Source organism: Citrobacter tructae (genome assembly GCF_004684345.1).
Taxonomy (GTDB): domain Bacteria; phylum Pseudomonadota; class Gammaproteobacteria; order Enterobacterales; family Enterobacteriaceae; genus Citrobacter; species Citrobacter tructae.
On record NZ_CP038469.1, the window covers coordinates 4,632,144 to 4,657,189 of the forward strand.

Consider the following 25,046-nt stretch of genomic DNA (forward strand, 5'->3'; position numbering starts at 1 on the left):
ATATCGCTCAGGCGACATCCTGACAGAAGGGGCTGGCCAATGGGCTGGCCCTTTTTTTTATCTCGATAAAATGCTCTTTGCCAACGATTAAGCCGATCGAGGGGTGGCGATCCTGCTGGAAAGGGGAATTGTGGTGTTGGAGATGACGGGTTTCACCATAGACATCGACTGGCTGCGCCAGGGACTGTGTTGGCGCAGTCAGTCGAGTATGGGGACTAAGGCGTGCTGATGACGACCGCAACACGGCGGTTTTCGGCACGGCCTTTTGAGGTCTGGTTACTGGCAATCGGGTATTTTTTCCCCAATCCTTGTGTCGTCAGATTGCTACGTGGGATGTTGGCGCCCTGAGCCCAGGCGTCTGCAACCACATTGGCTCGCTTGAGTGACAGGGCTTCGTTGTAGCTGTCTTCGCCGTAATTATCAGTATGACCATCCAGACGCGCATGGTTCAGGCCGGTTGCTGCCAGTTTGGATGCCATTTCCTGTATCTGTTTTTCACTTTCAGGACGCAGTTTATAGTCGTTTTTATCAAACAGGATTGTATCAGACAGACCCAGCGACCAGTCGCCTGACGCTTCGGTAAATCCATATGATTTCATGGCAGCAATTTGCTCAGGGGTAAATTTGCCCTGAGGAGCCTGACAGCCAGCCAGAATCAGTATTATCAGAATAAACGGGGATAATAGTCGTTTTAGCATGTGTGTAATTCCTTAATTTTTAATGATGCGTTCAGAACGCAAATGTTTAGCCTGATACATATTGTGATCGGCAAGTTCTTGTAATTTCTCGGCAGAGGCATGTTCCCACGTCAGCGCAAATCCGATGCTTAGTGTCATGCTTGCCAGATGACCATTGTGAAGGTCAAACGGACGATTAAATTCTTGAGACAGCGCCGCGCAGATACGCTGAACTTCGTATTCAGAATGGACGCTGTACAGCACCATGGCAAATTCATCGCCGCCAAGCCGGTAGGGCTGATGCTGATTACCACCAAATTCGGCCAGCCTCTTTGCGACTTCAATCAGGACCCGGTCGCCTGCAGCGTGCCCCCAAGTATCATTAATAAATTTAAAATTATCGCCATCAAGGAATAACAACGCAGAACTGCTATGGGCAGCATCGTCGTTCATCAGGGCGTTAATGCTGCTGCGAAATGCAGCGCGATTTGCAAGTCCGGTCAGGGGGTCGTGCAGCGCGGTACGTAACAGCTGAGCGTTTTTAGCCTGCAGTCGCAGTTGCCACTCTTCCATCTCATCCAGCAGACTATTAAAGTCCTGAGCAAACAGATGAAACTCTTCAATGCGCTCTTCGGATACTCGCCGTGAGAAGTTGCGGTTGGTACGAACATCGTGCACCACCTCGGTAATATTTTGCAGCGCTTCAACGACGCCGTTATGCAAATAACGAGTGAGCATTAATGCAATACCGGAGGCCAGCAAAATGCATCCGGTCAGCACGGCCAGTGACAGATAGATGAAATGGCTGATGACGCTGTCGCGTGCAATCAGGCGCACTTCACCAATGACGTTGCCATTGTGCAAAATAGGCTGTGTCACCGGCTGAGGGAACAGCCAGTGGCTGATCAGACCGCTGATCTTATCGGTTGTGTCCTGGGCGTCATAACGCCAGGTGGCGATCACCTTTTGATTTTTATTGCGTACTTCCGCAACGGAGAATTGCCCTTGTTGTCCCAGTGCAGCCAGCGTTTCTGTTGCCGCAACGCTATCGGAAAACACCAATGAAGCTTCAAGCGAGTGGGTCATGGTTGCGGCGGTCAGATCCAGATTTTTTTGCGCATACTGCTTGAGTGCCAGCACGGAAGAAATGCTCAGCAGCAGCCAGATCAGCGTCATAGTAACCAGTACGCTGACGATGCTGATACGCCGTAATGTCCGTTTGAACGTCGGGCGTGTTATGGGAGAAATACCCTTATCCATGCTTATTATTCCGTGCAAGCATCAATACGTCAGGACTGACCCTTACACCACTACGTGAGAGGGAGTCCATATTTACTGAAAACCTCACTTCTTCATTATTTATGATGAGGCAAAAGGCGCTACCAATAACGCAATCGGAATTCTGTTCGGCAATTAATAACAATGCCTTAGTCGGGAATTGACTCTTTAATTCCACCTGAAATGCCGGGGATTCATTGCCAAAATAAAAACCGTCACACTGCGCAACTAAACTGTCTTGTTGTGTATGAACGATGACGGGAAGATAGGGTAACGCCCCGGAACGCGTATCTTGCAGCACACTGGTAAAACGTGATGAAGAGAAAATACACAGTTTGGGCGGACCGGAAAGCACAGGCCAGCGCGTGTAGCTGACGATACCGGAAACCATCGAGCGTACGGATTTCGCCTCTTCCGTCACGTTTTGGGCATACAGCGGTAATCCGGACAGTAGCAGTGCCAGTAGAAGTATGAGTCGATAAGAAAAGCTCATGAAAAGGTACCTACCAGCGTTAGCCGTAATACGTCGAAATACATTCACGATTGTTCGCAACAAAGTAACATTATTTTACCAAGGCGTCATTATATCTGGAGGGATAATATTACTGATTTAAGTTAAATCTCATTATTTTATTCATTATAACTTATTGTTTAATTTAGCCTTATAGATGCAGCGCCTTCATTTGAACCATTTTGCCAGGCACTGTGTAATTGACTAACATCTTCCACAGTGTCGCAACTTGGTGGAAAGGTTTTTCCGGCCAGTCCCCTTGCGTAGACAAAATCCGGCTGACAGGTTTTTCTCTGCCCTTCGGTATAACCCTTAAGATATTGTGCACGATCGACCTCGGGGTCATTGTAATTGTCGGCAAGCGTTTCATTATCTTTAACGACATACCCCGAAATAGCATCTTGTATCCCGGCATCGTACCAGTCAGTGCCGGTCCAAGTTGGGGCGTGGGTATAGGGATCTATCTGACATCCGCTAAGAAGTAATGCCAATACAGTGCAGACGAGTTGCTTCATTGCTGGTACTCCCTGGTTTTTTTAAAGCATAGCGGATCTGATAATTAGTGTGTGTAAATTTAAGTGTACGAATTCGCGTCATGTATTTGCTGTAAAATAGCATCTTGTAAATTAATATTTACGGAATGTGGATTGAAATCTTTACCTGTTGTGTTATCGTAATCACCTCCTCGCTGAGGAATAACTATCGCAAACGAGCTAAACAGGATCGCCATCATGCAAAAAGACGCGCTGAATAACGTACATATTACCGACGAACAGGTTCTGATGACCCCGGAACAACTTAAAACGGCGTTCCCGTTGAGTCAGGCGCAAGAGGAGCAAATTGCTCAGTCGCGCAAAACGATTTCTGACATCATCGCTGGTCGCGATCCGCGTTTGCTGGTGGTGTGTGGCCCTTGCTCAATTCACGATCCTGAAACTGCTCTGGAATATGCTCGTCGATTTAAAGCCCTTGCCGCAGAGGTCAGCGATAGCCTCTACCTGGTGATGCGCGTCTATTTTGAAAAACCCCGTACCACCGTCGGCTGGAAAGGGTTGATTAACGATCCTCACATGGATGGCTCTTTTGATGTTGAAGCAGGCCTGAAAATTGCGCGTCAGTTGCTGCTTGAACTGGTGAATATGGGGCTGCCGCTGGCAACAGAAGCGTTGGATCCCAACAGCCCGCAATACCTGGGCGATCTATTTAGCTGGTCCGCTATCGGTGCGCGTACGACTGAATCACAGACTCACCGTGAAATGGCTTCGGGTCTGTCCATGCCGGTTGGTTTTAAAAACGGCACTGACGGCAGCCTGGCGACAGCCATTAACGCCATGCGCGCAGCGGCACAGTCGCACCGTTTTGTGGGGATTAACCAGGCAGGGCAGGTGGCACTGCTGCAAACGCAGGGTAATCCGGACGGTCACGTGATTCTACGCGGTGGTAAAGCACCAAATTACAGTCCTGCAGATGTCGCTCAGTGCGAAAAAGAAATGGAGCAGGCGGGACTGCGACCGTCACTGATGGTAGATTGCAGTCATGGTAACTCCAACAAAGATTACCGTCGCCAGCCTGCCGTCGCAGAGTCTGTGATTGCGCAAATTAAAGATGGCAATCGTTCAATCATCGGCTTGATGATAGAAAGCAATATTCACGAAGGCAACCAGTCTTCCGAGCAACCGCGTAGCGCAATGAAATACGGCGTGTCCGTAACAGACGCCTGCATTAGCTGGGAAATGACGGACGCGTTGTTGCGTGAAATTAATAAAGACTTGAACGGCCAACTGGCGACGCGCCTGGCTTAAGAGGTGAGTTATGGTGGCTGAATTGACCGCATTACGCGATCAAATTGATGAAGTGGATAAGGCGCTGCTGGATTTGCTGGCACGCCGTCTGGAACTGGTTGCCGAAGTTGGCGAGGTAAAAAGTCGCTTCGGGCTACCGATTTACGTGCCTGAGCGGGAGGCGTCTATGCTGGCTTCTCGCCGTGCAGAAGCCGAAGCGCTCGGGGTACCGCCGGATCTGATTGAAGATGTATTACGTCGTGTAATGCGTGAGTCATACTCCAGCGAGAATGACAAAGGATTTAAAACACTTTGTCCTGATTTACGCCCGGTGGTGATCGTCGGTGGTGGTGGTCAGATGGGACGGCTGTTCGAGAAAATGCTTACTCTGTCGGGTTATCAGGTGCGTATTCTTGAACAACAGGACTGGGATCGCGCCGAGGACATCGTGGCCGACGCTGGAATGGTAATCGTTAGCGTGCCTATTCACGTCACAGAGCAGGTGATCGCGAAATTACCGCGCTTGCCTGCTGATTGTATCCTGGTCGATCTGGCCTCGGTGAAAAACGGCCCGCTGCAGGCGATGCTGGCGGCGCACGATGGTCCGGTAGTAGGATTGCATCCGATGTTTGGCCCGGACAGCGGCAGTCTGGCAAAGCAGGTGGTTGTCTGGTGCGATGGACGCCAGCCGGAAGCCTATCAATGGTTCCTGGAACAGATTCAGGTCTGGGGAGCGAGGCTGCATCGGATCAGCGCCGTCGAGCACGATCAGAACATGGCGTTTATTCAGGCGTTGCGCCACTTTGCAACCTTCGCTTACGGGTTGCACTTAGCGGAAGAGAATGTTCAGCTTGAGCAGTTACTGGCGCTATCTTCGCCGATATACCGTCTAGAACTGGCCATGGTCGGACGCCTGTTTGCCCAGGATCCGCAACTGTATGCCGACATCATAATGTCGTCTGAGAGTAACCTCGCGTTGATCAAACGTTATTACCAGCGTTTTGGTGAAGCGATTGGTTTGCTGGAGCAGGGGGATAAGCAAGCGTTTATCGACAGCTTCCGTAAAGTTGAACACTGGTTTGGCGATTATGCCAAACGCTTCCAGAACGAAAGTCGGACGCTGTTGCGTCAGGCCAACGATAGTCGCCAGTAGAGTAGATGCCGGATGGCGGCGTATACGCCATCCGGTATTATCACACGTTAGCTCGGATCGACCGGCACCACGTTCTCACTCGGATAACATCCCAACACCTTCATCGAACGGGTAATCTCTCCCAACTCCTTCAGTGCTTTTTGCATTTCCGGCGATTCCAGGTTGGCCTGGATATCGAGATAAAACATCTCTTCCCACGGATTGCCGTGAATCGGGCGCGACTCCAGCTTGGTCATAATCAGATTATGGTTGCGCAGCACCAGCAGGGCCTCAACCAGCGCACCCGCTTGTTGTCCTGTCGCCATGAGCAGCGTGGTCTTCGCCGGAACCTGGTCGGAAACATTGATAGCCTTGCGTGCCAGCACGACAAAACGGGTAATGTTTTGCGTCTGATTCGCTTCAATATGTTCAAGTACCTGCAGACCGTGCAGCACGCCGCCGGCTTCGCTTCCCAGAGCCGCTACGTGTGGTGAGTTAGTCTGTGCAACCTTTTCCATGGCCGCAGAGGTGCTTTCAGTGTATTCGATCTTCCAGTGCGGGTAGCGATTGAGGAATTTGCTGCATTGCTGGAACGGTTGCGGGTGGCTGTACACCGTTTCGATGCTATTCAGATCCGTGGTGCCGGAAACCAACACGCAGTGGTCGATGATAATGGTCATCTCGCCGACGATAGAGAGCGTGGTGTGCTGCAGCAGGTCGTAAACATCGTTAATCGCGCCGGAGCTGGTGTTCTCGATCGGTACTACCGCGTAGTCCGCTTGTCCGGTTTCGACTTGGTTGAAGATGTCGGCAAACTTTGCACAACCGCTTTCAATAAATTGTTCAAAATGGCGAGCGGCATACTGACGCGCGGCGAGGTGTGAATAGGAGCCTTTTGGCCCCAGAAAAGCGACCCGGGCTGAGTGCGGGTTGATCTTGTTCAGATGCTGCTGCAGGAGCGCCTGTTGGGTGAGCACGGAATCTTCGATGATCAGTTGGAACAGGCGAGTGATGTAGTGTGCGTCGAGGTGATGTGCTTTACCCAACTGGATCAGTCGGTCTAACAGATCGCGTTCGCGGTCAATATCGCGCACCGGACGATGAGAAAGCAGTTTTGCTTTGCCGACTTCTACGGCCAGACCACGACGCTCAGCCAGCAAGGCCAGTAATTTTTCATCCAGCGTGCTTATCTTATCGCGCAGCGCCAGTAACGGGTTTTCCGATGTCATAGTGTTGCCTTTTTTATTATCAATAAAAAAGGCCTCCCGTTGTGGGAGGCCTTATTGTTCGTCTTCGCATTCTTTATCACACGACGAAACGCCTCCCATTCAGGGGAAGGTAAAAAAGAATGCGAAGAAGAACGGAACAAGTTTCATGTTATTTTCCTTTGGCTACGACAGTAAAGTACCCGTACTGTTTTCACCCTGTCAACAAAAAACGCGCCCGGAGGCGCGTTGGCGATACACTCAATGTAAGGGACTACTCTTCTTCTGCTTCGACGAAGTTGGCGTCTTTTACTGAAGTTGTTGCACGACGGGCTTCGCCTTTGTGCTGCACTTTATTGAGCTGCCGTTCCAGCTTGTTGATCAAATCGTTAATTGCGGTGTACATATCTTCGTGCTTAGCGCTGGCAACCAAATGTCCGTTCGGTGTATTGATGGTGGCATCAGCAGTGAAACCCTGTGGCTCCTTGGACAGAATGATATGTGGATTAATCAGATGAGTTTGCCATTTTTCAAGTTTGGCGAGACGGTCTGCGACATGCTGGCGAATTGCCGGAGTAATTTCCATTTGTTTACTGGTAATGTTCATTGTCATAAATTTTACCTCTTGTCTTTCCCGTCTTGGTGATTCCAGCATACCTTTCCTAATGTCAAAATGTGTGATTTAAATCACATTATTTTGTCGCTTTTTGTCAAGAAAACCTTTTTGTGAGGCATCGCAGGAACAGGCGATTTTTTACTTGAGGAATACCTGAAAGCAGGCCATATTTGATGGGATGCGTCGCCGCTAAACCGCTTCAGTTGTGGCGTCAACGGATAAAAAAACGGCAGCCCTTGGGCTGCCGTTTTGCATTCAGCGATAAATTAGGTGTTGCTGCTGTTGGCTGCAATGATTTTCGCCACTTTTTCTGCCTGTGCGGTCATCTGCATCTGGCGATAGGCGTTTTCCATCAGCGGTAGAGCATCACGTGTTGCCTGGGTATCTGGGAAGTCACGCAGCATACCTTCCACTCGGTTTACCACGGCAACCCATGCGCCGCGCGCGGTGTAGTATTCCGCAACGGAGTATTCATACTTTGCCAGGCGATCTTTCAGGAACACCAGACGCTTGGTGGCATCTGTCGTGTACTGGCTGTTCGGATAGCCACGTACAAGTTTGGAAAAGTCGTTAAACGCAGCTCGGGCGTGCTGTGGATCGCGATCGCTGCGATCAACACCAAAGAATCCTTGCAGTGCGCTATCATCCAACGCCATATTGGTCAGGCCACGCATATACATGACATAATCAATGTTAGGGTGTGTCGGGTTCAGACGGATAAAGCGATCGATGGCAGCCTGAGCGAGCGGCAGATCGGCATTTTTGTAGTAGGCGTAGATGAGATCTAATTGCACCTGCTGAGAATACGGTCCAAATGGATAGCGATTATCCAACGCTTCCAATTGCGTTATTGCCTGTTTCCAGTTACCGTCCTGCAGCTTTTGCTGAGCAGTCGCGTAGATTTCATTTGGTGGGTTATCGGGCACCTCTTCCTTTGAACCAGAGCAACCCGCCAAAAACAGGCTCAACGTGGCTGCTGCCACCAGGTATTTCATGCGCGTCATGACGTTTTGACTTTCCTCAAAATGTTTTACGGGAGATTCTCTGTTCCTGCTCCCGGTTAAGACCAGCTACAATAGCACACTATATTAAACGGCAAAGCCGTAAAACCCAACGTTAAACGAAGAAGCAGTTTATGGCACAACGAGTAGAACTCACCGCAACAGTCTCCGAAAATCAGCTCGGTCAACGCTTAGATCAGGCTTTGGCCGAATTGTTCCCTGATTATTCGCGTTCACGCATAAAAGAATGGATCCTCGACCAGCGCGTGCTGGTTAATGGGAATCTTTGCGATAAGCCGAAAGAAAAAGTTTTGGGTGGAGAGCGTGTCTCCATCAATGCTGAAATTGACGAAGAAATACGTTTTGAAGCGCAAGATATCCCACTGGATATCGTTTATGAAGATGACGACATTCTGGTGATCAACAAGCCACGTGACTTCGTGGTGCATCCGGGGGCCGGTAATCCGGATGGCACGGTATTGAATGCGTTACTGCATTACTATCCGCCAATTGCAGATGTTCCACGTGCGGGTATCGTGCACCGTCTGGATAAAGACACTACTGGATTAATGGTGGTGGCAAAAACGGTTCCGGCGCAGACGCGTCTGGTTGAGTCGTTGCAGCTGCGTGAAATTACGCGTGAGTATGAAGCTGTGGCGATTGGTCATATGACAGCAGGCGGTACTGTAGAAGAGCCGATCAGCCGTCATCCCACCAAGCGTACACATATGTCCGTGCATCCAATGGGTAAACCTGCAGTAACGCACTACCGCATTATGGAACACTTCCGTGTACACACGCGCCTTAGGCTGCGTCTGGAAACAGGACGTACGCACCAGATCCGCGTACACATGGCGCACATTACCCACCCGCTGGTGGGTGACCAGGTCTACGGTGGCCGTCCGCGTCCACCGAAAGGTGCATCGGATGCATTCATCTCTACCCTGCGTAAGTTCGATCGCCAGGCGCTGCATGCCACCATGCTGCGCCTGTATCACCCGATCACTGGTATCGAAATGGAATGGCATGCGCCGATCCCGCAAGATATGGTTGATTTGATTGCCGTGATGCGTGCCGATTTCGAAGAGCATAAGGATGACGTGGCCTGGCTATGAGTAAGCTAATTGTCCCGCAGTGGCCGCTGCCGCAAGGCGTCGCAGCCTGTAGTTCTACCCGTATTGGTGGCGTGAGTATGCCGCCGTATGATTCGCTGAATCTGGGTGCCCATTGCGGCGATAACCCGGAGCATGTTGAAGAGAACCGCAAACGGCTATTTGCTGCGGGCAATCTGCCTTCTAAACCCGTCTGGCTCGAACAGGTGCATGGTAAAGAAGTCCTGAAACTTACTGGCGAGCCTTATCATTCTAAGCGTGCGGATGCGTCTTACAGCAATACGCCGGGCACTGTGTGTGCGGTGATGACGGCGGACTGTTTGCCGGTGCTGTTTTGTAATCGTGCAGGAACGGAAGTCGCGGCGGCCCATGCGGGCTGGCGCGGGTTATGTGAAGGCGTGCTGGAAGAGACGGTGGCCTGTTTTGCTGATAAACCTGAAAATATTATTGCCTGGTTAGGTCCGGCAATTGGTCCCCGCGCGTTTGAAGTGGGACCTGAAGTGCGTGAAGCGTTTATGGCCAAAGATCCGAAAGCGGACAGAGCATTTCAGCCGCGTGACGAAAAGTACCTAGCGGATATTTATCAGCTTGCTCGTCAGCGCCTTGCAAATGTTGGGGTCGAGAATCTCTATGGCGGTGACCGCTGTACGTTCAGCGAAAGTGAGACTTTCTTCTCTTATCGTCGCGACAATACCACCGGTCGTATGGCAAGTTTTATTTGGCTGATATAACCTAAAGAATCAAGACGATCCGGTACGCGTAATTTTCTTTTCACATAATTCAGGTCATTCACCTTGAATAATTGAGGGATGACCTCATTTAATCTCCAGTAGCAATTTTGACCTGTTATGGGAGGAGTTATGCGTCTGGATCGTCTTACTAATAAATTCCAGCTTGCTCTCGCCGATGCCCAGTCACTTGCATTGGGGCACGACAACCAATTTATCGAACCTCTTCATCTTATGAGCGCCCTGCTTAATCAGGAGGGGGGATCGGTCCGTCCTTTGTTAACGTCTGCTGGCATTAATGCTGGCCAGTTACGCACAGCCATTGATCAGGCATTGAGCCGTTTGCCACAGGTAGAAGGTACCGGTGGTGATGTGCAGCCTTCTCAGGAGCTGGTGCGCGTACTGAATCTTTGCGACAAGCTGGCGCAAAAGCGTGGGGACAATTTTATTTCGTCAGAACTGTTCGTTCTGGCGGCGCTTGAGTCGCGCGGCACGCTGACCGATTTATTAAAATCAGCGGGGGCGACGACCGCCAATGTCACTCAGGCAATTGAACAGATGCGTGGAGGTGAAAGCGTGAACGACCAGGGGGCTGAAGACCAACGTCAGGCCTTGAAAAAATACACCGTCGATCTGACCGAGCGTGCCGAACAGGGCAAACTCGATCCGGTTATCGGTCGTGATGAAGAAATTCGCCGCACCATTCAGGTGCTGCAGCGTCGTACAAAAAATAACCCGGTGTTAATCGGTGAACCAGGCGTCGGTAAAACGGCTATTGTCGAAGGGCTTGCTCAGCGCATCATTAATGGCGAAGTACCGGAAGGCTTAAAAGGCCGCCGTGTACTGGCGCTGGATATGGGCGCGCTGGTGGCAGGGGCGAAATATCGCGGTGAATTTGAAGAACGTTTAAAAGGCGTGTTGAACGATCTGTCGAAACAGGAAGGTAACGTCATTCTGTTTATCGATGAGCTGCATACTATGGTTGGCGCAGGCAAAGCCGATGGTGCCATGGATGCCGGGAACATGCTGAAACCGGCGCTGGCGCGTGGGGAACTGCACTGTGTCGGGGCCACAACGCTTGATGAGTATCGCCAGTACATTGAAAAAGATGCGGCGCTGGAACGTCGTTTCCAGAAAGTGTTTGTTGCCGAGCCGAGCGTAGAAGACACCATCGCGATTTTGCGTGGGCTGAAAGAACGTTATGAGCTGCACCACCATGTGCAGATTACTGACCCGGCAATTGTTGCTGCAGCGACGCTGTCTCACCGTTACATTGCTGACCGTCAGTTGCCGGATAAAGCCATCGATCTTATCGATGAAGCCGCGTCCAGCATTCGTATGCAGATTGACTCCAAGCCGGAAGAACTGGACCGACTCGACCGCCGTATCATCCAGCTCAAACTAGAACAACAGGCGTTAATGAAAGAGTCTGATGAGGCGAGCAAAAAGCGCCTCGATATGCTTAATGAAGAACTTGACGACAAAGAGCGTCAGTATTCTGAGCTGGAAGAAGAATGGAAAGCGGAAAAAGCGTCACTCTCCGGCACACAGACGATTAAGGCTGAACTGGAGCAGGCGAAAATCGCTATCGAACAGGCGCGTCGTGTAGGTGACCTGGCGCGTATGTCCGAACTGCAGTATGGCAAAATTCCTGAGCTGGAAAAACAACTGGAAGCCGCCACGCAGTCTGAAGGCAAAACTATGCGCCTGTTGCGTAATAAAGTGACGGATGCGGAAATTGCCGAAGTATTGGCGCGCTGGACGGGGATCCCTGTCGCCCGCATGTTGGAAGGCGAGCGTGAAAAACTGCTGCGCATGGAGCAGGATCTGCATAATCGCGTAATTGGTCAGAACGAAGCGGTGGAAGCGGTATCTAACGCTATTCGCCGTAGCCGTGCGGGGTTGTCCGATCCGAATCGTCCGATTGGTTCGTTCTTATTCCTCGGACCGACCGGTGTCGGTAAAACCGAGCTGTGTAAAGCGCTGGCTAACTTTATGTTCGACAGCGACGATGCGATGGTGCGTATCGATATGTCCGAGTTTATGGAGAAACACTCTGTCTCTCGTCTGGTCGGTGCGCCTCCGGGATACGTTGGCTATGAAGAGGGCGGCTACCTGACAGAAGCGGTGCGTCGTCGTCCTTATTCCGTCATTCTGCTGGATGAAGTGGAAAAGGCGCATCCGGATGTGTTCAACATTCTGCTGCAGGTGCTGGACGACGGCCGATTGACTGATGGGCAAGGGAGAACGGTCGACTTCCGTAATACGGTAGTCATCATGACTTCGAACCTGGGGTCCGATCTCATCCAGGAACGTTTCGGCGACCTGGACTACGGACATATGAAAGACCTTGTGCTGGGCGTGGTCAGTCAAAACTTCCGTCCGGAATTTATTAACCGTATAGATGAAGTTGTTGTCTTCCATCCATTGGGTGAACAACATATTGCATCTATTGCACAGATCCAGTTGCAGCGTTTGTATAAACGTCTTGAAGAGCGTGGCTATGAAATCCACATCTCTGACGAGGCGCTGAAACTGCTGAGTGCGAATGGTTACGATCCGGTCTACGGGGCGCGTCCATTGAAACGTGCTATTCAGCAACAGATTGAAAACCCGCTGGCCCAGCAAATCCTGTCTGGTGAGCTGGTTCCTGGCAAAACAATCCGTCTGGAAGTAAATGACGATCGTATTGTGGCAGTGCAGTAAGTCACAAATTAACAAAAACGGGTCCGGTGGGGCTCGTTTTTGTTTAAAAGCCAGGCGAAAATAGGAGGATTGGTTGAAAAATAATCGCTTGATAGGTTTTTTGTATTTTTAACTTGTCAGCCTGAAATAACTCCCTATAATGCGCCTCCACTGACACGGAACAACGGATTACACGCCGCCGGGTCAGCGGAGTTCCACTGAGAACTTCTCCGAGGAAAGCAAATTAAAAGCTTGACTCTGAAGCGGGATGGCGTAATATGCACACCCCGCGCCGCTGAGAAAAAGCGAAGCGGCACTGCTCTTTAACAATTTATCAGACAATCTGTGTGGGCACTCGAAGATACGGATTCTTAACGTCGCAAGACGAAAAATGAATACCAAGTCTCTGAGTGAACATACGTAATTCATTACGAAGTTTAATTCACGAGCATCAAACTTAAATTGAAGAGTTTGATCATGGCTCAGATTGAACGCTGGCGGCAGGCCTAACACATGCAAGTCGAACGGTAGCACAGAGAGCTTGCTCTCGGGTGACGAGTGGCGGACGGGTGAGTAATGTCTGGGAAACTGCCCGATGGAGGGGGATAACTACTGGAAACGGTAGCTAATACCGCATAACGTCGCAAGACCAAAGAGGGGGACCTTCGGGCCTCTTGCCATCGGATGTGCCCAGATGGGATTAGCTAGTAGGTGGGGTAACGGCTCACCTAGGCGACGATCCCTAGCTGGTCTGAGAGGATGACCAGCCACACTGGAACTGAGACACGGTCCAGACTCCTACGGGAGGCAGCAGTGGGGAATATTGCACAATGGGCGCAAGCCTGATGCAGCCATGCCGCGTGTATGAAGAAGGCCTTCGGGTTGTAAAGTACTTTCAGCGAGGAGGAAGGTGTTGTGGTTAATAACCGCAGCAATTGACGTTACTCGCAGAAGAAGCACCGGCTAACTCCGTGCCAGCAGCCGCGGTAATACGGAGGGTGCAAGCGTTAATCGGAATTACTGGGCGTAAAGCGCACGCAGGCGGTCTGTCAAGTCGGATGTGAAATCCCCGGGCTCAACCTGGGAACTGCATCCGAAACTGGCAGGCTAGAGTCTTGTAGAGGGGGGTAGAATTCCAGGTGTAGCGGTGAAATGCGTAGAGATCTGGAGGAATACCGGTGGCGAAGGCGGCCCCCTGGACAAAGACTGACGCTCAGGTGCGAAAGCGTGGGGAGCAAACAGGATTAGATACCCTGGTAGTCCACGCCGTAAACGATGTCGACTTGGAGGTTGTTCCCTTGAGGAGTGGCTTCCGGAGCTAACGCGTTAAGTCGACCGCCTGGGGAGTACGGCCGCAAGGTTAAAACTCAAATGAATTGACGGGGGCCCGCACAAGCGGTGGAGCATGTGGTTTAATTCGATGCAACGCGAAGAACCTTACCTACTCTTGACATCCAGAGAACTTAGCAGAGATGCTTTGGTGCCTTCGGGAACTCTGAGACAGGTGCTGCATGGCTGTCGTCAGCTCGTGTTGTGAAATGTTGGGTTAAGTCCCGCAACGAGCGCAACCCTTATCCTTTGTTGCCAGCGGTTCGGCCGGGAACTCAAAGGAGACTGCCAGTGATAAACTGGAGGAAGGTGGGGATGACGTCAAGTCATCATGGCCCTTACGAGTAGGGCTACACACGTGCTACAATGGCATATACAAAGAGAAGCGACCTCGCGAGAGCAAGCGGACCTCATAAAGTATGTCGTAGTCCGGATTGGAGTCTGCAACTCGACTCCATGAAGTCGGAATCGCTAGTAATCGTAGATCAGAATGCTACGGTGAATACGTTCCCGGGCCTTGTACACACCGCCCGTCACACCATGGGAGTGGGTTGCAAAAGAAGTAGGTAGCTTAACCTTCGGGAGGGCGCTTACCACTTTGTGATTCATGACTGGGGTGAAGTCGTAACAAGGTAACCGTAGGGGAACCTGCGGTTGGATCACCTCCTTACCTTAAAGAAACGTTCTTTGTAGTGTCCACACAGATTGTCTGATGAAAAGTAAATAGCAAGGCGTCTTGCGATTGAGACTTCAGTGTCCCCTTCGTCTAGAGGCCCAGGACACCGCCCTTTCACGGCGGTAACAGGGGTTCGAATCCCCTAGGGGACGCCACTTGCTGGTTCGTGAGTGAAAGTCGCCGACCTCAATATCTCAAAACTGACTCCCTGAGTTATGTTTGAGATATTTGCTCTTTAAAAATCTGGATCAAGCTGAAAATTGAAACGACACACTGTGTCTGTTCTCCGTAATAAGAACAGATAAGCGGTGTGTTCGAGTCTCTCAAATTTTCGCAACGCGGAATGTTTTACGAAACATCTTCGGGTTGTGAGGTTAAGCGACTAAGCGTACACGGTGGATGCCCTGGCAGTCAGAGGCGATGAAGGACGTGCTAATCTGCGATAAGCGTCGGTAAGGTGATATGAACCGTTATAGCCGGCGATTTCCGAATGGGGAAACCCAGTGTGATTCGTCACACTATCATTACGTGAATACATAGCGTAATGAAGCGAACCGGGGGAACTGAAACATCTAAGTACCCCGAGGAAAAGAAATCAACCGAGATTCCCCCAGTAGCGGCGAGCGAACGGGGAGCAGCCCAGAGTCTGAATCAGCATATGTGGTAGTGGAACGGTCTGGAAAGTCCGACGGTACAGGGTGATAGTCCCGTACACAAAATCACACATGCTGTGAACTCGAAGAGTAGGGCGGGACACGTGGTATCCTGTCTGAATATGGGGGGACCATCCTCCAAGGCTAAATACTCCTGACTGACCGATAGTGAACCAGTACCGTGAGGGAAAGGCGAAAAGAACCCCGGCGAGGGGAGTGAAAAAGAACCTGAAACCGTGTACGTACAAGCAGTGGGAGCCTTGATTTATCAGGGTGACTGCGTACCTTTTGTATAATGGGTCAGCGACTTATATTCTGTAGCAAGGTTAACCGTATAGGGGAGCCGAAGGGAAACCGAGTCTTAACTGGGCGTTAAGTTGCAGGGTATAGACCCGAAACCCGGTGATCTAGCCATGGGCAGGTTGAAGGTTGGGTAACACTAACTGGAGGACCGAACCGACTAATGTTGAAAAATTAGCGGATGACTTGTGGCTGGGGGTGAAAGGCCAATCAAACCGGGAGATAGCTGGTTCTCCCCGAAAGCTATTTAGGTAGCGCCTCGTGAACTCATCTTCGGGGGTAGAGCACTGTTTCGGCTAGGGGGTCATCCCGACTTACCAACCCGATGCAAACTACGAATACCGAAGAATGTTATCACGGGAGACACACGGCGGGTGCTAACGTCCGTCGTGAAGAGGGAAACAACCCAGACCGCCAGCTAAGGTCCCAAAGTCACAGTTAAGTGGGAAACGATGTGGGAAGGCACAGACAGCCAGGATGTTGGCTTAGAAGCAGCCATCATTTAAAGAAAGCGTAATAGCTCACTGGTCGAGTCGGCCTGCGCGGAAGATGTAACGGGGCTAAACTGTGCACCGAAGCTGCGGCAGCGACACTATGTGTTGTTGGGTAGGGGAGCGTTCTGTAAGCCGTTGAAGGTGGCCTGTGAGGGTTGCTGGAGGTATCAGAAGTGCGAATGCTGACATAAGTAACGATAATGCGGGTGAAAAACCCGCACGCCGGAAGACCAAGGGTTCCTGTCCAACGTTAATCGGGGCAGGGTGAGTCGACCCCTAAGGCGAGGCCGAAAGGCGTAGTCGATGGGAAACAGGTTAATATTCCTGTACTTGGTGTTACTGCGAAGGGGGGACGGAGAAGGCTATGTTAGCCGGGCGACGGTTGTCCCGGTTTAAGCATGTAGGCGGAGAGTTTAGGTAAATCCGGACTCTTATTAAACGCTGAGGTGTGATGACGAGGCACTACGGTGCTGAAGTAACAAATGCCCTGCTTCCAGGAAAAGCCTCTAAGCATCAGGTAACACAAAATCGTACCCCAAACCGACACAGGTGGTCAGGTAGAGAATACCAAGGCGCTTGAGAGAACTCGGGTGAAGGAACTAGGCAAAATGGTGCCGTAACTTCGGGAGAAGGCACGCTGATACCAGGTGAAGCGACTTGCTCGTGGAGCTGAAATCAGTCGAAGATACCAGCTGGCTGCAACTGTTTATTAAAAACACAGCACTGTGCAAACACGAAAGTGGACGTATACGGTGTGACGCCTGCCCGGTGCCGGAAGGTTAATTGATGGGGTTATCCGTAAGGAGAAGCTCTTGATCGAAGCCCCGGTAAACGGCGGCCGTAACTATAACGGTCCTAAGGTAGCGAAATTCCTTGTCGGGTAAGTTCCGACCTGCACGAATGGCGTAATGATGGCCAGGCTGTCTCCACCCGAGACTCAGTGAAATTGAACTCGCTGTGAAGATGCAGTGTACCCGCGGCAAGACGGAAAGACCCCGTGAACCTTTACTATAGCTTGACACTGAACACTGGTCCTTGATGTGTAGGATAGGTGGGAGGCTTTGAAGTGTGGACGCCAGTCTGCATGGAGCCAACCTTGAAATACCACCCTTTAATGGCTGGTGTTCTAACGTAGACCCGTGATCCGGGTTGCGGACAGTGTCTGGTGGGTAGTTTGACTGGGGCGGTCTCCTCCTAAAGAGTAACGGAGGAGCACGAAGGTTAGCTAATCCTGGTCGGACATCAGGAGGTTAGTGCAAAGGCATAAGCTAGCTTGACTGCGAGAGTGACGGCTCGAGCAGGTGCGAAAGCAGGTCTTAGTGATCCGGTGGTTCTGAATGGAAGGGCCATCGCTCAACGGATAAAAGGTACTCCGGGGATAACAGGCTGATACCGCCCAAGAGTTCATATCGACGGCGGTGTTTGGCACCTCGATGTCGGCTCATCACATCCTGGGGCTGAAGTAGGTCCCAAGGGTATGGCTGTTCGCCATTTAAAGTGGTACGCGAGCTGGGTTTAGAACGTCGTGAGACAGTTCGGTCCCTATCTGCCGTGGGCGCTGGAGAATTGAGGGGGGCTGCTCCTAGTACGAGAGGACCGGAGTGGACGCATCACTGGTGTTCGGGTTGTCATGCCAATGGCATTGCCCGGTAGCTAAATGCGGAAAAGATAAGTGCTGAAAGCATCTAAGCACGAAACTTGCCCCGAGATGAGTTCTCCCTGACTCCTTGAGAGTCCTGAAGGAACGTTGAAGACTACGACGTTGATAGGTCGGGTGTGTAAGTGTAGCGATACATTGAGCTAACCGATACTAATGAACCGTGAGGCTTAACCTTACAACGCCAAAGGTGTTTTGGTGAAGAGACACGATATTCGGCTTGATACAGATAACATCAGAACGCAAAAAGCGGTCTGATAGACAGAATTTGCCTGGCGGCTGTAGCGCGGTGGTCCCACCTGACCCCATGCCGAACTCAGAAGTGAAACGCCGTAGCGCCGATGGTAGTGTGGGGTCTCCCCATGCGAGAGTAGGGAACTGCCAGGCATCAAATAAAAACAAAAGGCTCAGTCGAAAGACTGGGCCTTTTGTTTTATCTGTTGTTTGTGAAAACCAGTATCCCATCTACAGATCATTTCTCGAATATTTCTGAATCCTTTCTCTGCTAATTAAAAACGTGACCTATATCGCACAATAAAACATAACAATTATATAACATTTAATTTACTAAAAAAGACACTATACATCATTGATAAATTCACCAGATCCTTGGCAGGGGCAAAATTCTAATGGCTGATAGCAGTGTAACTGAGAATGGGGTGATGACGGACAGCGATACCCGTCGTCGTATATGGGCGATCGTAGGGGCATCATCGGGGAATCTGGTCGAATGGTTTGATTTCTACATCTACTCTTTTTGTTCTCTCTATTTTGCCCATATCTTTTTTCCTTCAGGAAATACCACTACACAACTCTTACAAACCGCTGGAGTTTTCGCTGCAGGTTTTTTGATGCGACCAATTGGCGGATGGCTTTTTGGCCGGATAGCCGATAAGCACGGACGTAAAAAGTCTATGCTATTGTCAGTATGCATGATGTGTATGGGATCTCTGGTGATCGCCTGTTTGCCGGGATATGAAACTATTGGCACATGGGCGCCTGCGCTGCTGCTGCTAGCCAGATTATTCCAGGGGTTGTCTGTTGGTGGTGAGTATGGAACCAGTGCAACCTACATGAGTGAAGTTGCTGTTGAAGGTAAGAAAGGATTTTATGCTTCATTTCAGTACGTTACCTTAATTGGTGGGCAACTTCTGGCATTGCTGGTAGTGGTGATACTACAGCAAACGTTAGAGGACTCAGCGCTCAGAGCATGGGGCTGGCGTATCCCCTTTGCGTTGGGGGCCGTGCTGGCGATTGTCGCGCTATGGCTGCGTCGCCAGTTGGATGAAACGTCGAAACAGGATGTGCGTGCACTGAAAGAAGCAGGCTCCCTCAAAGGGCTATGGCGTAACCGCAGAGCCTTCGTCATGGTACTAGGATTCACTGCAGCAGGTTCATTGTGTTTCTATACGTTTACGACCTACATGCAAAAATATCTGGTGAATACGGCAGGCATGCATGCCAACGTGGCCAGCGGCATTATGACGGCGGCACTGTGCGTTTTTATGCTGGTGCAACCGCTGTTCGGCGCTTTGTCAGATAAGATTGGTCGCCGCACATCGATGCTGTGTTTCGGCGCGTTAGCCACGCTTTTCACCGTTCCTATTCTAACGGCGCTGCAGGATGTGACTTCCCCGTATATGGCGTTTGGCCTGGTTATGTGTGCCTTGCTGATCGTGAGTTTCTATACATCAATCAGTGGCATTCTGAAGGCCGAAATGTTCCCGGCACAGGTTCGTGCATTGGGGGTTGGGTTGTCTTATGCGGTGGCGAATGCCTTGTTTGGTGGCTCAGCTGAATATGTTGCGCTGTCGCTGAAGTCGATTGGTATGGAAACCACATTCTTCTGGTACGTCACCGCTATGGCAGTGGTCGCATTCTTTGTCTCGCTACTACTGCACCGCAAAGGTAAAGGCTTACGCCTCTAGTGATGGGCCATTTGCCAGACGGTATAACCGGTGGAAGCACCGGCGACATCCCAGACAAAATCTTTCCAACTCCAGCCGCTTCCCGCCGGGCGGCTGTCCCACAGCTCTTTAGAAGCGCCAAGGCTAATTGAGAACATGAAACCTATGGCGGCACTGCGATCGTGGCTGTTCCCCTGATGCTGAGCGTACTCGTTCCCGGCTGCGGCCAGCATGGCTGAGGCAATGAAATGTTGCGCTTTGTCTTGTCCACTCCAGCTGTCGTTTGCCATATGGCTACAACCAGAAAGTATCAGGATACTGGCGAGAATAAACAGGCGCACCGTTGCCTCCATAGGAAAAACCCCGTCAATGACGGGGTTCTGGTTACAGAATACGGCTGATTAATCTGTCGATTCGGATACGGCGGAGTCGACGGATAAGCTTACGTACTTTGACCGGATAGTCGGCAATACTCTGCAGGTCGCGATAGTGTTTAACGACGGTAGTATGTGTGCGGATAAGTTCCAGCTCTTTCTCGCGCTGTAAAGTCAGTTCCTGCTTGGGATCGTGGATCAGGATGGCGTTTTCCAGATCCAGACGCCAGGCGCGAGGGTTAAGGTTGTTACCGGTGAGCAGCATCCATTTATCATCAACCCACATGCCCTTCAGATGATAGGTATTGTCATCATCTTTCCATAATCGTACGACCAACTGATCGGTATTAACGTAATACTGCAGTCGGCTCAGGAAGCGGCGCAGGTTAATTTCATACAGATAAGGGAGCGCGCCGATAATTTTAAACGGTTCATCTTCCGGGATGAAAAAGTCGTTGGCGGCCTTATCACCCACAATAATTTCGACCTTTTTCCCTTCGCGCAGGAGCTGGATAATATTGCGTACCAGTATTGCCGGTAGATTGAAATAAGGGGTACAGATAGTGAGTTTTTGCTCTGCGCAGGGCATCAGATGGAAAATGGTCTTATTGAGCAGACTGGATTTTCCAAGCCCAACCAGAGGCGTCACCGAAAGCTGTTCGTTATCCGCATTACCCTGGAAATGGAATGACGCATCACGCAATTCCTGACGATACAGGCGGATGTCGTTTTTAATTTCCGGACTTTTAGGACGGTTGGTATCGTCAAGACGATTCACGCCGCGACCGTTCATCAGGTTCTGCGTTACCCAGTCGAACATAATGTCAGCCATTTGCGCGTTGCGAATCAGCTGGTAGCGATCGTAGCGATATTTATCATGCTGGTGCAGGTAAACATCGTTCAGGCTGGCACCGCTATACAGGACGCTATCATCAATGATAAAGCCTTTAAAATGCAGGACGCCAAGCGCTTCACGTGTGTTAATCGGTACGCCGTAGACGGGAATATCGATCCCAGGGTTTTCTTGCGCCATTCGGCAATACCAGTCAGCGTTGGTATTGGACGCTGCTGCGCCAATGCGTCCGCGTTGGGCACGATGCCAGTCGACAAGCACCCGGATATCAAGCTCAGGACGCTGCCGCTTAGCCTCATAAAGCGCGTCGAGAATGCCTTTGCCACCGTCGTCCTGTTCAAGATACAGGGCAATGATGCAAATACGTCGCGTCGCGCTGGCTATTTTCTCCAGCAGAGTCTCCCTGAAATTAGCGGGAGCATAAAAGAAATCTACATCATCAACTGATTGAGAAATCTTAGGTAGTTGGGCAAGGTGTTGTTGATGTTTATTACGCTTAAATTTTGACAACATCACAGTGCATTTCTTCTCTGTTCATTGAAGGGTCCTCTGTGCTATGCAGACGACATAAGCGAGCAATGATAACACCAGTACCCGTTAAAGTGGTCAACATTTCCAGTACCTTACTCACGATTCCTCATATTGGGCTAGATTAAGCGTTAGCCCAACAATTCCCTCTTCGAGCTGGACGTCAACAGTGAACCCGAGTTTGCGGGCCAGGGCGACCATCCCCCGATTGTTTGGCATCGTAATACCATTCAGACGTCTCAGTCCGTGATCTCGGGTATAGGCAATTAATTTTTCCATCAATCGCCGTCCGAGCCCGAGCCCTTTGAGATCCGATCGCACCAGCACGGCAAATTCGGCATCGACGTTATCAGGATCGGAAATGGCGCGGGTTACGCCGAGGATCTCTTCGGTGTTATTGCGGCAACGTACCGCCACAAAGGCCATTTCCCGATCGTAGTCGATCTGCGTCATATTGGCTAAATCTTCATGGGTGAATTCATTGATCTCGCTAAAATAGCGGTAATACAGATCTTCTTTGGTCACCAGCGAAATGAATTGCTGTAGATGAGGTTCATCCTCCGGCAGAATAGGACGGAACAGACAGCGTTCGCCGTTCTTCATCTCGACCCATTCTTCAAGCTGTTGAGGGTAGGGGCGCACGGCGAGTCTGCTTTCGTTATCGCCAGTGAACGGGGCAATATCCAGCGTGACGTCCAGGGCGGTAAATTCACCGGCGGAGGCCAGCAGCGGATGGATATCCAGACGCTGTATTTCCGGGCAATCGACGATCAGGTTGGAGACCTGAACCAGAAGCTGGCTCAGACCGGCAATATCCAGAGGGCGTAGCGCACTGCGGGCGCGGATCTTTTTATTTTTTATCCCCTGGATCACCAGATAGCGTGCGAGGTTCATGTTCAGCGGCGGTAATGCCACCACGGCTTGCTCTTCCGGTCGCCACTCTACGCCACCTTCTCCTAGCATAATGAGTGGTCCAAATACCGGATCGTGTTCGACGACCACGCGCAGCTCCTGGGCCCCTGCGCGATTCGCCATACTCTGGACTAACAAACCATGGATACGCGCCTGCGGCCAGGTCATTTTCACCCGATCAAAAATGGCATTGGCAGCCTGCTGCACTTCTGTTGCTGTGCGCAGGTAAAGCATGACCCCCTGAACTTCCGATTTATGCGGAATATCGGGAGAGCGCAGCTTGAGCGCCACCGGATAACCGATTTGCTCGGCGATGTGCACGGCTTCTGCACTGTCGCTGGCAATCCAGGTGGACAGCGTGTGCAAGCCATAGGCGTGCAAAATAGGCTGGACTTCATGCGTATCCAGCGACGTCGCCCCATCAGCGATCGCCTGTTGTAATAGATTATGCGCCTCGGCGGTGTTAGCAGTGAGGCTGTCGGGGAGCACCGGCGTTTCGCGCAGTTGCTTCTGGTTACGCCGGTATTCAACCATATGCATAAATGCAGTGATGGTGCCTTCCGGCGTACGATAGGTGGGTAATCCGGCTTCACTAAATAACCTGCGGGCTTCCTGGGATGAAAACTCCCCGCACCAGTTGGTCAGTAAGGAAACAAACTTGCCGCGCGGATGATGTTTCACCGCCTCGATTAGCGCCTGTGCGCTTTCGGTGCCTGGTGCGGCCGCGCTGGGCGAGTGGATGACCATCAGGGCGTCGAAATCCTGGCTGGCGAGTAAAATATCCAGCGTTATGACGTAATGCTCACTGCTGGCGTCGTCGCGCAGATCCAGCGGGTTGGCAATATCAACGTGGGCAGGTAACGCATCGCGTAACTTCTGGCTGGTCTCTTCGCTTAGCGTGGCCAGCTTACCGTTTCGCGACCACAGCTCATCTAAAGCCAGTGCGGCAGGGGCGGCACCGTTGCTGATTATCATCAGCCTGTCGCCACGCAGGGGGCGCATGTGGCTGAGGGTTTCTACCGCCGAGAAAAGCTCGTGCGTGTCCTGTACGCGCAACAGACCGGCGCGCTGGATGGCGGCATCCCAGGCCGGGTCCATTCCGGCGCTGGTATTCAGTAGGCGCTGAGCCGCCGGACTGCGACCACTTTTGATTACCAAAATGGGTTTGTTGCGCGATGCGCTACGTGCTGCCGAGACAAAGCGGCGGGCATCGCTCAAATGTTCGAGATAGAGCAAAATCGCACTGGTTTTACTGTCACGGGCCAGGTAATCAAGTAGTTCATCAACGTCGATATCCAGGCTGTCGCCCAGCGCGATGAAATAGGAAAATCCCATTTCCCGCTGCTGCGCCCAGTCGAGAATAGTGTTGGATACGGCAGCAGACTGAGAGATAAACGCCAGCTTACCGCGTTTAATCGGCACGGGTGAAAAACTGGCGTTAAGCCCCTGCCAGGGAGCAAGCAGCCCCAGGCTGTTGGGGCCAAGCAGACGTATTTTATAGCGTGAAGCGCAGGCCAGCAGTTCTGCGTGCTGCGCCGAGGGCGCTGAAAGAATAATGCACGTTTTGCAGCCTTTCTCACCCAGCGCTTCCAGTAACGCCAGATTACGGCTGGCATTGGTGCACAAAACGGCAAGGTCGGGAGAAAAGGGCAGACTGCCGATATTGGGCCAGGCCAGCACGCCCAACACTGCTTTCCAGGCGGGTGTCACCGGTAAAACCGGCCCATTGAAACCACCGGCCAGTAAGTTACGCATCATCAGGTAACCCGCACGATTGGGCTTCATTGACGCCCCAATCACCGCAATGGATTTCGGTCTCAGTAGCGCTTCCAGACCACGTTGACTCATATCGGCTTCCTTAATGACACCAGTGACCGAATGATTTTAAACGCTTTCTGTTAAGTCTGCTGTGATGCTTCCCTGATGTTGGGTTTTTCCTGCTAAGTAGCGTGTTTTAAAACGCGTGAAGTGCTCGCCTAATCCTTCCGCTGCCTGCTTATCTCCTGCCAGATCCAGTAAAGCAATCGCCACTTCGGCGGTGCAATATTGCCCCTCGGCATGGACTTCGCGCAGATGGTAAGCGGAAAGACGTGATAAATCGACAGAGATCACCGGCAGGTTATCAAGGTACGGGCTTTTGCGGAACATTTTGCGTGCTTCCGGCCAGGTGCCATCAAGCATAATGAACAGCGGTGGTTTACCCTCCGATGGTGTGAAAATTACTTCACGACCCTCGTCGGCATAAGACGCCGGGAATACAACCATCGGCTGATAATCCGGATTTTTCACCAGCTCAAGCAATGCTGACGGCGGCTCGGTACGTGACCATTGAAACGCAGCGGTATCAGGCAGGATATCGGCAATTAAACGCCCGGTATTGCTGGGTTTCATCGGTTCGGTGTCAAACATTACCAGGCAAAAACGGCTGTTCGCCTGAGCTGGTGCCAGCGTTTCACACAGGCACAGTTTCAGTGGCAGCATGCAGCGCTGACAGCGACGGATGCGGTTACCTCGGGCAAGAAAAGGGCGCGTGGCGCGCGCAAGGCGCTCGGCACGTAACTGGAGAACGGCGTTATTAGTCATCGGGAAACACGTTGAAAAATGCTATTGTCGCAGAGGACAAAACGGGGCACAAGA

The 25,046-nt window shown here is 51.4% G+C and carries 18 protein-coding genes, 1 tRNA gene, 3 rRNA genes and 1 other annotated feature; of the genes, 10 read left to right on the forward strand and 12 right to left on the reverse strand.

What is annotated here, in order from left to right; translation table 11 throughout:
* Positions 1-215: 215 nt before the first annotated feature.
* The 4 genes from E4Z61_RS22780 to E4Z61_RS22795 form a co-directional block, all read right to left on the reverse strand.
* Positions 216-698 carry an OmpA family protein gene (locus tag E4Z61_RS22780; RefSeq protein ID WP_135324694.1) on the reverse strand — a complete coding sequence of 161 codons (483 nt, stop codon included), beginning with the start codon at positions 696-698 and terminating at the stop codon, positions 216-218.
* Between the two features lie 12 nt (positions 699-710).
* On the reverse strand, positions 711-1,937 hold the full coding sequence (dgcN, locus tag E4Z61_RS22785; protein ID WP_135324695.1) for a diguanylate cyclase DgcN/YfiN: 1,227 nt from the start codon (positions 1,935-1,937) through the stop codon (positions 711-713).
* A complete protein-coding gene (gene yfiR / locus E4Z61_RS22790; RefSeq protein ID WP_135324696.1) occupies positions 1,930-2,448 on the reverse strand; it encodes a regulatory sequestration protein YfiR in 519 nt (172 codons plus the stop codon). Before yfiR ends, dgcN begins: the two co-directional genes overlap by 8 nt.
* Before the next feature lie 158 nt (positions 2,449-2,606).
* Positions 2,607-2,981 carry a DUF2799 domain-containing protein gene (locus tag E4Z61_RS22795; RefSeq protein ID WP_135324697.1) on the reverse strand — a complete coding sequence of 125 codons (375 nt, stop codon included), beginning with the start codon at positions 2,979-2,981 and terminating at the stop codon, positions 2,607-2,609.
* Between the two features lie 216 nt (positions 2,982-3,197).
* Between E4Z61_RS22795 and aroF the strand changes: the two genes are divergently transcribed.
* Both aroF and tyrA read left to right on the forward strand, forming a co-directional pair.
* Complete coding sequence (aroF, locus tag E4Z61_RS22800) at positions 3,198-4,268, forward strand: 3-deoxy-7-phosphoheptulonate synthase AroF (protein ID WP_135324698.1); 1,071 nt, start codon at positions 3,198-3,200, stop codon at positions 4,266-4,268.
* A gap of 10 nt (positions 4,269-4,278) precedes the next feature.
* On the forward strand, positions 4,279-5,400 hold the full coding sequence (gene tyrA / locus E4Z61_RS22805; RefSeq protein ID WP_135324699.1) for a bifunctional chorismate mutase/prephenate dehydrogenase: 1,122 nt from the start codon (positions 4,279-4,281) through the stop codon (positions 5,398-5,400).
* Positions 5,401-5,447: 47 nt separating this feature from the next.
* Here tyrA and pheA read toward each other — a convergent pair whose 3' ends face one another.
* The 4 genes from pheA to bamD all read right to left on the reverse strand — a co-directional run bounded on the left by pheA (position 5,448) and on the right by bamD (position 8,204).
* Positions 5,448-6,608, reverse strand: a complete 1,161-nt coding sequence (pheA, locus tag E4Z61_RS22810; protein ID WP_135324700.1) for a bifunctional chorismate mutase/prephenate dehydratase — start codon at positions 6,606-6,608, stop codon at positions 5,448-5,450.
* 22 nt (positions 6,609-6,630) lie between these two features.
* Positions 6,631-6,756 (reverse strand) — a sequence feature (Phe leader region).
* A complete protein-coding gene (gene pheL, locus E4Z61_RS22815) occupies positions 6,708-6,755 on the reverse strand; it encodes a pheA operon leader peptide PheL (RefSeq protein WP_100250063.1) in 48 nt (15 codons plus the stop codon). It overlaps the preceding feature by 48 nt.
* Before the next feature lie 102 nt (positions 6,757-6,858).
* Positions 6,859-7,197: a ribosome-associated translation inhibitor RaiA gene (raiA, locus tag E4Z61_RS22820; protein ID WP_096756105.1), complete on the reverse strand. Its 339-nt coding sequence runs from the start codon at positions 7,195-7,197 to the stop codon at positions 6,859-6,861.
* Positions 7,198-7,466: 269 nt separating this feature from the next.
* Positions 7,467-8,204 (reverse strand): outer membrane protein assembly factor BamD, encoded by a 738-nt coding sequence (bamD, locus tag E4Z61_RS22825; protein WP_096756107.1) that lies wholly within the window; start codon positions 8,202-8,204, stop codon positions 7,467-7,469.
* Between the two features lie 131 nt (positions 8,205-8,335).
* Between bamD and rluD the strand changes: the two genes are divergently transcribed.
* The 8 genes from rluD (at position 8,336) to E4Z61_RS22865 (ending at position 19,763) form a co-directional block, all read left to right on the forward strand.
* Entirely contained in the window at positions 8,336-9,316 is a 981-nt protein-coding gene (gene rluD / locus E4Z61_RS22830; RefSeq protein WP_135324701.1) for a 23S rRNA pseudouridine(1911/1915/1917) synthase RluD, read from the forward strand.
* The gene (yfiH, locus tag E4Z61_RS22835) at positions 9,313-10,044 is read left to right on the forward strand and encodes a purine nucleoside phosphorylase YfiH (protein WP_135324702.1); all 732 of its coding nucleotides are present in this window, start codon (positions 9,313-9,315) and stop codon (positions 10,042-10,044) included. Before rluD ends, yfiH begins: the two co-directional genes overlap by 4 nt.
* A gap of 129 nt (positions 10,045-10,173) precedes the next feature.
* Positions 10,174-12,747 (forward strand): ATP-dependent chaperone ClpB, encoded by a 2,574-nt coding sequence (gene clpB, locus E4Z61_RS22840; protein ID WP_135324703.1) that lies wholly within the window; start codon positions 10,174-10,176, stop codon positions 12,745-12,747.
* Positions 12,748-13,185: 438 nt separating this feature from the next.
* Positions 13,186-14,725 (forward strand): 16S ribosomal RNA (locus E4Z61_RS22845).
* Positions 14,726-14,810: 85 nt separating this feature from the next.
* Positions 14,811-14,886 (forward strand) — tRNA-Glu (locus tag E4Z61_RS22850).
* 217 nt (positions 14,887-15,103) lie between these two features.
* A 23S ribosomal RNA gene (locus E4Z61_RS22855) occupies positions 15,104-18,013 on the forward strand.
* Between the two features lie 93 nt (positions 18,014-18,106).
* Positions 18,107-18,222, forward strand: a 5S ribosomal RNA gene (rrf, locus tag E4Z61_RS22860).
* The 16S, 23S and 5S rRNA genes sit together here with 1 tRNA gene alongside, the layout of an rRNA operon.
* 242 nt (positions 18,223-18,464) lie before the next feature.
* Positions 18,465-19,763, forward strand: coding sequence for an MFS transporter (locus E4Z61_RS22865; RefSeq protein WP_135324704.1), 1,299 nt, complete (start codon positions 18,465-18,467; stop codon positions 19,761-19,763).
* On the opposite strand, the gene E4Z61_RS22870 is transcribed toward E4Z61_RS22865, so the two are convergent.
* The 4 genes from E4Z61_RS22870 to tapT form a co-directional block, all read right to left on the reverse strand.
* Positions 19,760-20,095, reverse strand: a complete 336-nt coding sequence (locus tag E4Z61_RS22870; protein ID WP_420808692.1) for a YfiM family lipoprotein — start codon at positions 20,093-20,095, stop codon at positions 19,760-19,762. The two genes, E4Z61_RS22865 and E4Z61_RS22870, sit on opposite strands and share 4 nt — an antisense overlap.
* A 31-nt stretch (positions 20,096-20,126) precedes the next feature.
* Positions 20,127-21,482 carry a CDP-diacylglycerol--serine O-phosphatidyltransferase gene (pssA, locus tag E4Z61_RS22875; protein ID WP_135324987.1) on the reverse strand — a complete coding sequence of 452 codons (1,356 nt, stop codon included), beginning with the start codon at positions 21,480-21,482 and terminating at the stop codon, positions 20,127-20,129.
* 114 nt (positions 21,483-21,596) lie between these two features.
* Positions 21,597-24,257 carry a bifunctional acetate--CoA ligase family protein/GNAT family N-acetyltransferase gene (locus tag E4Z61_RS22880; RefSeq protein WP_135324705.1) on the reverse strand — a complete coding sequence of 887 codons (2,661 nt, stop codon included), beginning with the start codon at positions 24,255-24,257 and terminating at the stop codon, positions 21,597-21,599.
* A 36-nt stretch (positions 24,258-24,293) separates the two neighbouring features.
* Positions 24,294-24,992 (reverse strand): tRNA-uridine aminocarboxypropyltransferase, encoded by a 699-nt coding sequence (gene tapT / locus E4Z61_RS22885; protein WP_135324706.1) that lies wholly within the window; start codon positions 24,990-24,992, stop codon positions 24,294-24,296.
* Between the last annotated feature and the right edge of the window lie 54 nt (positions 24,993-25,046).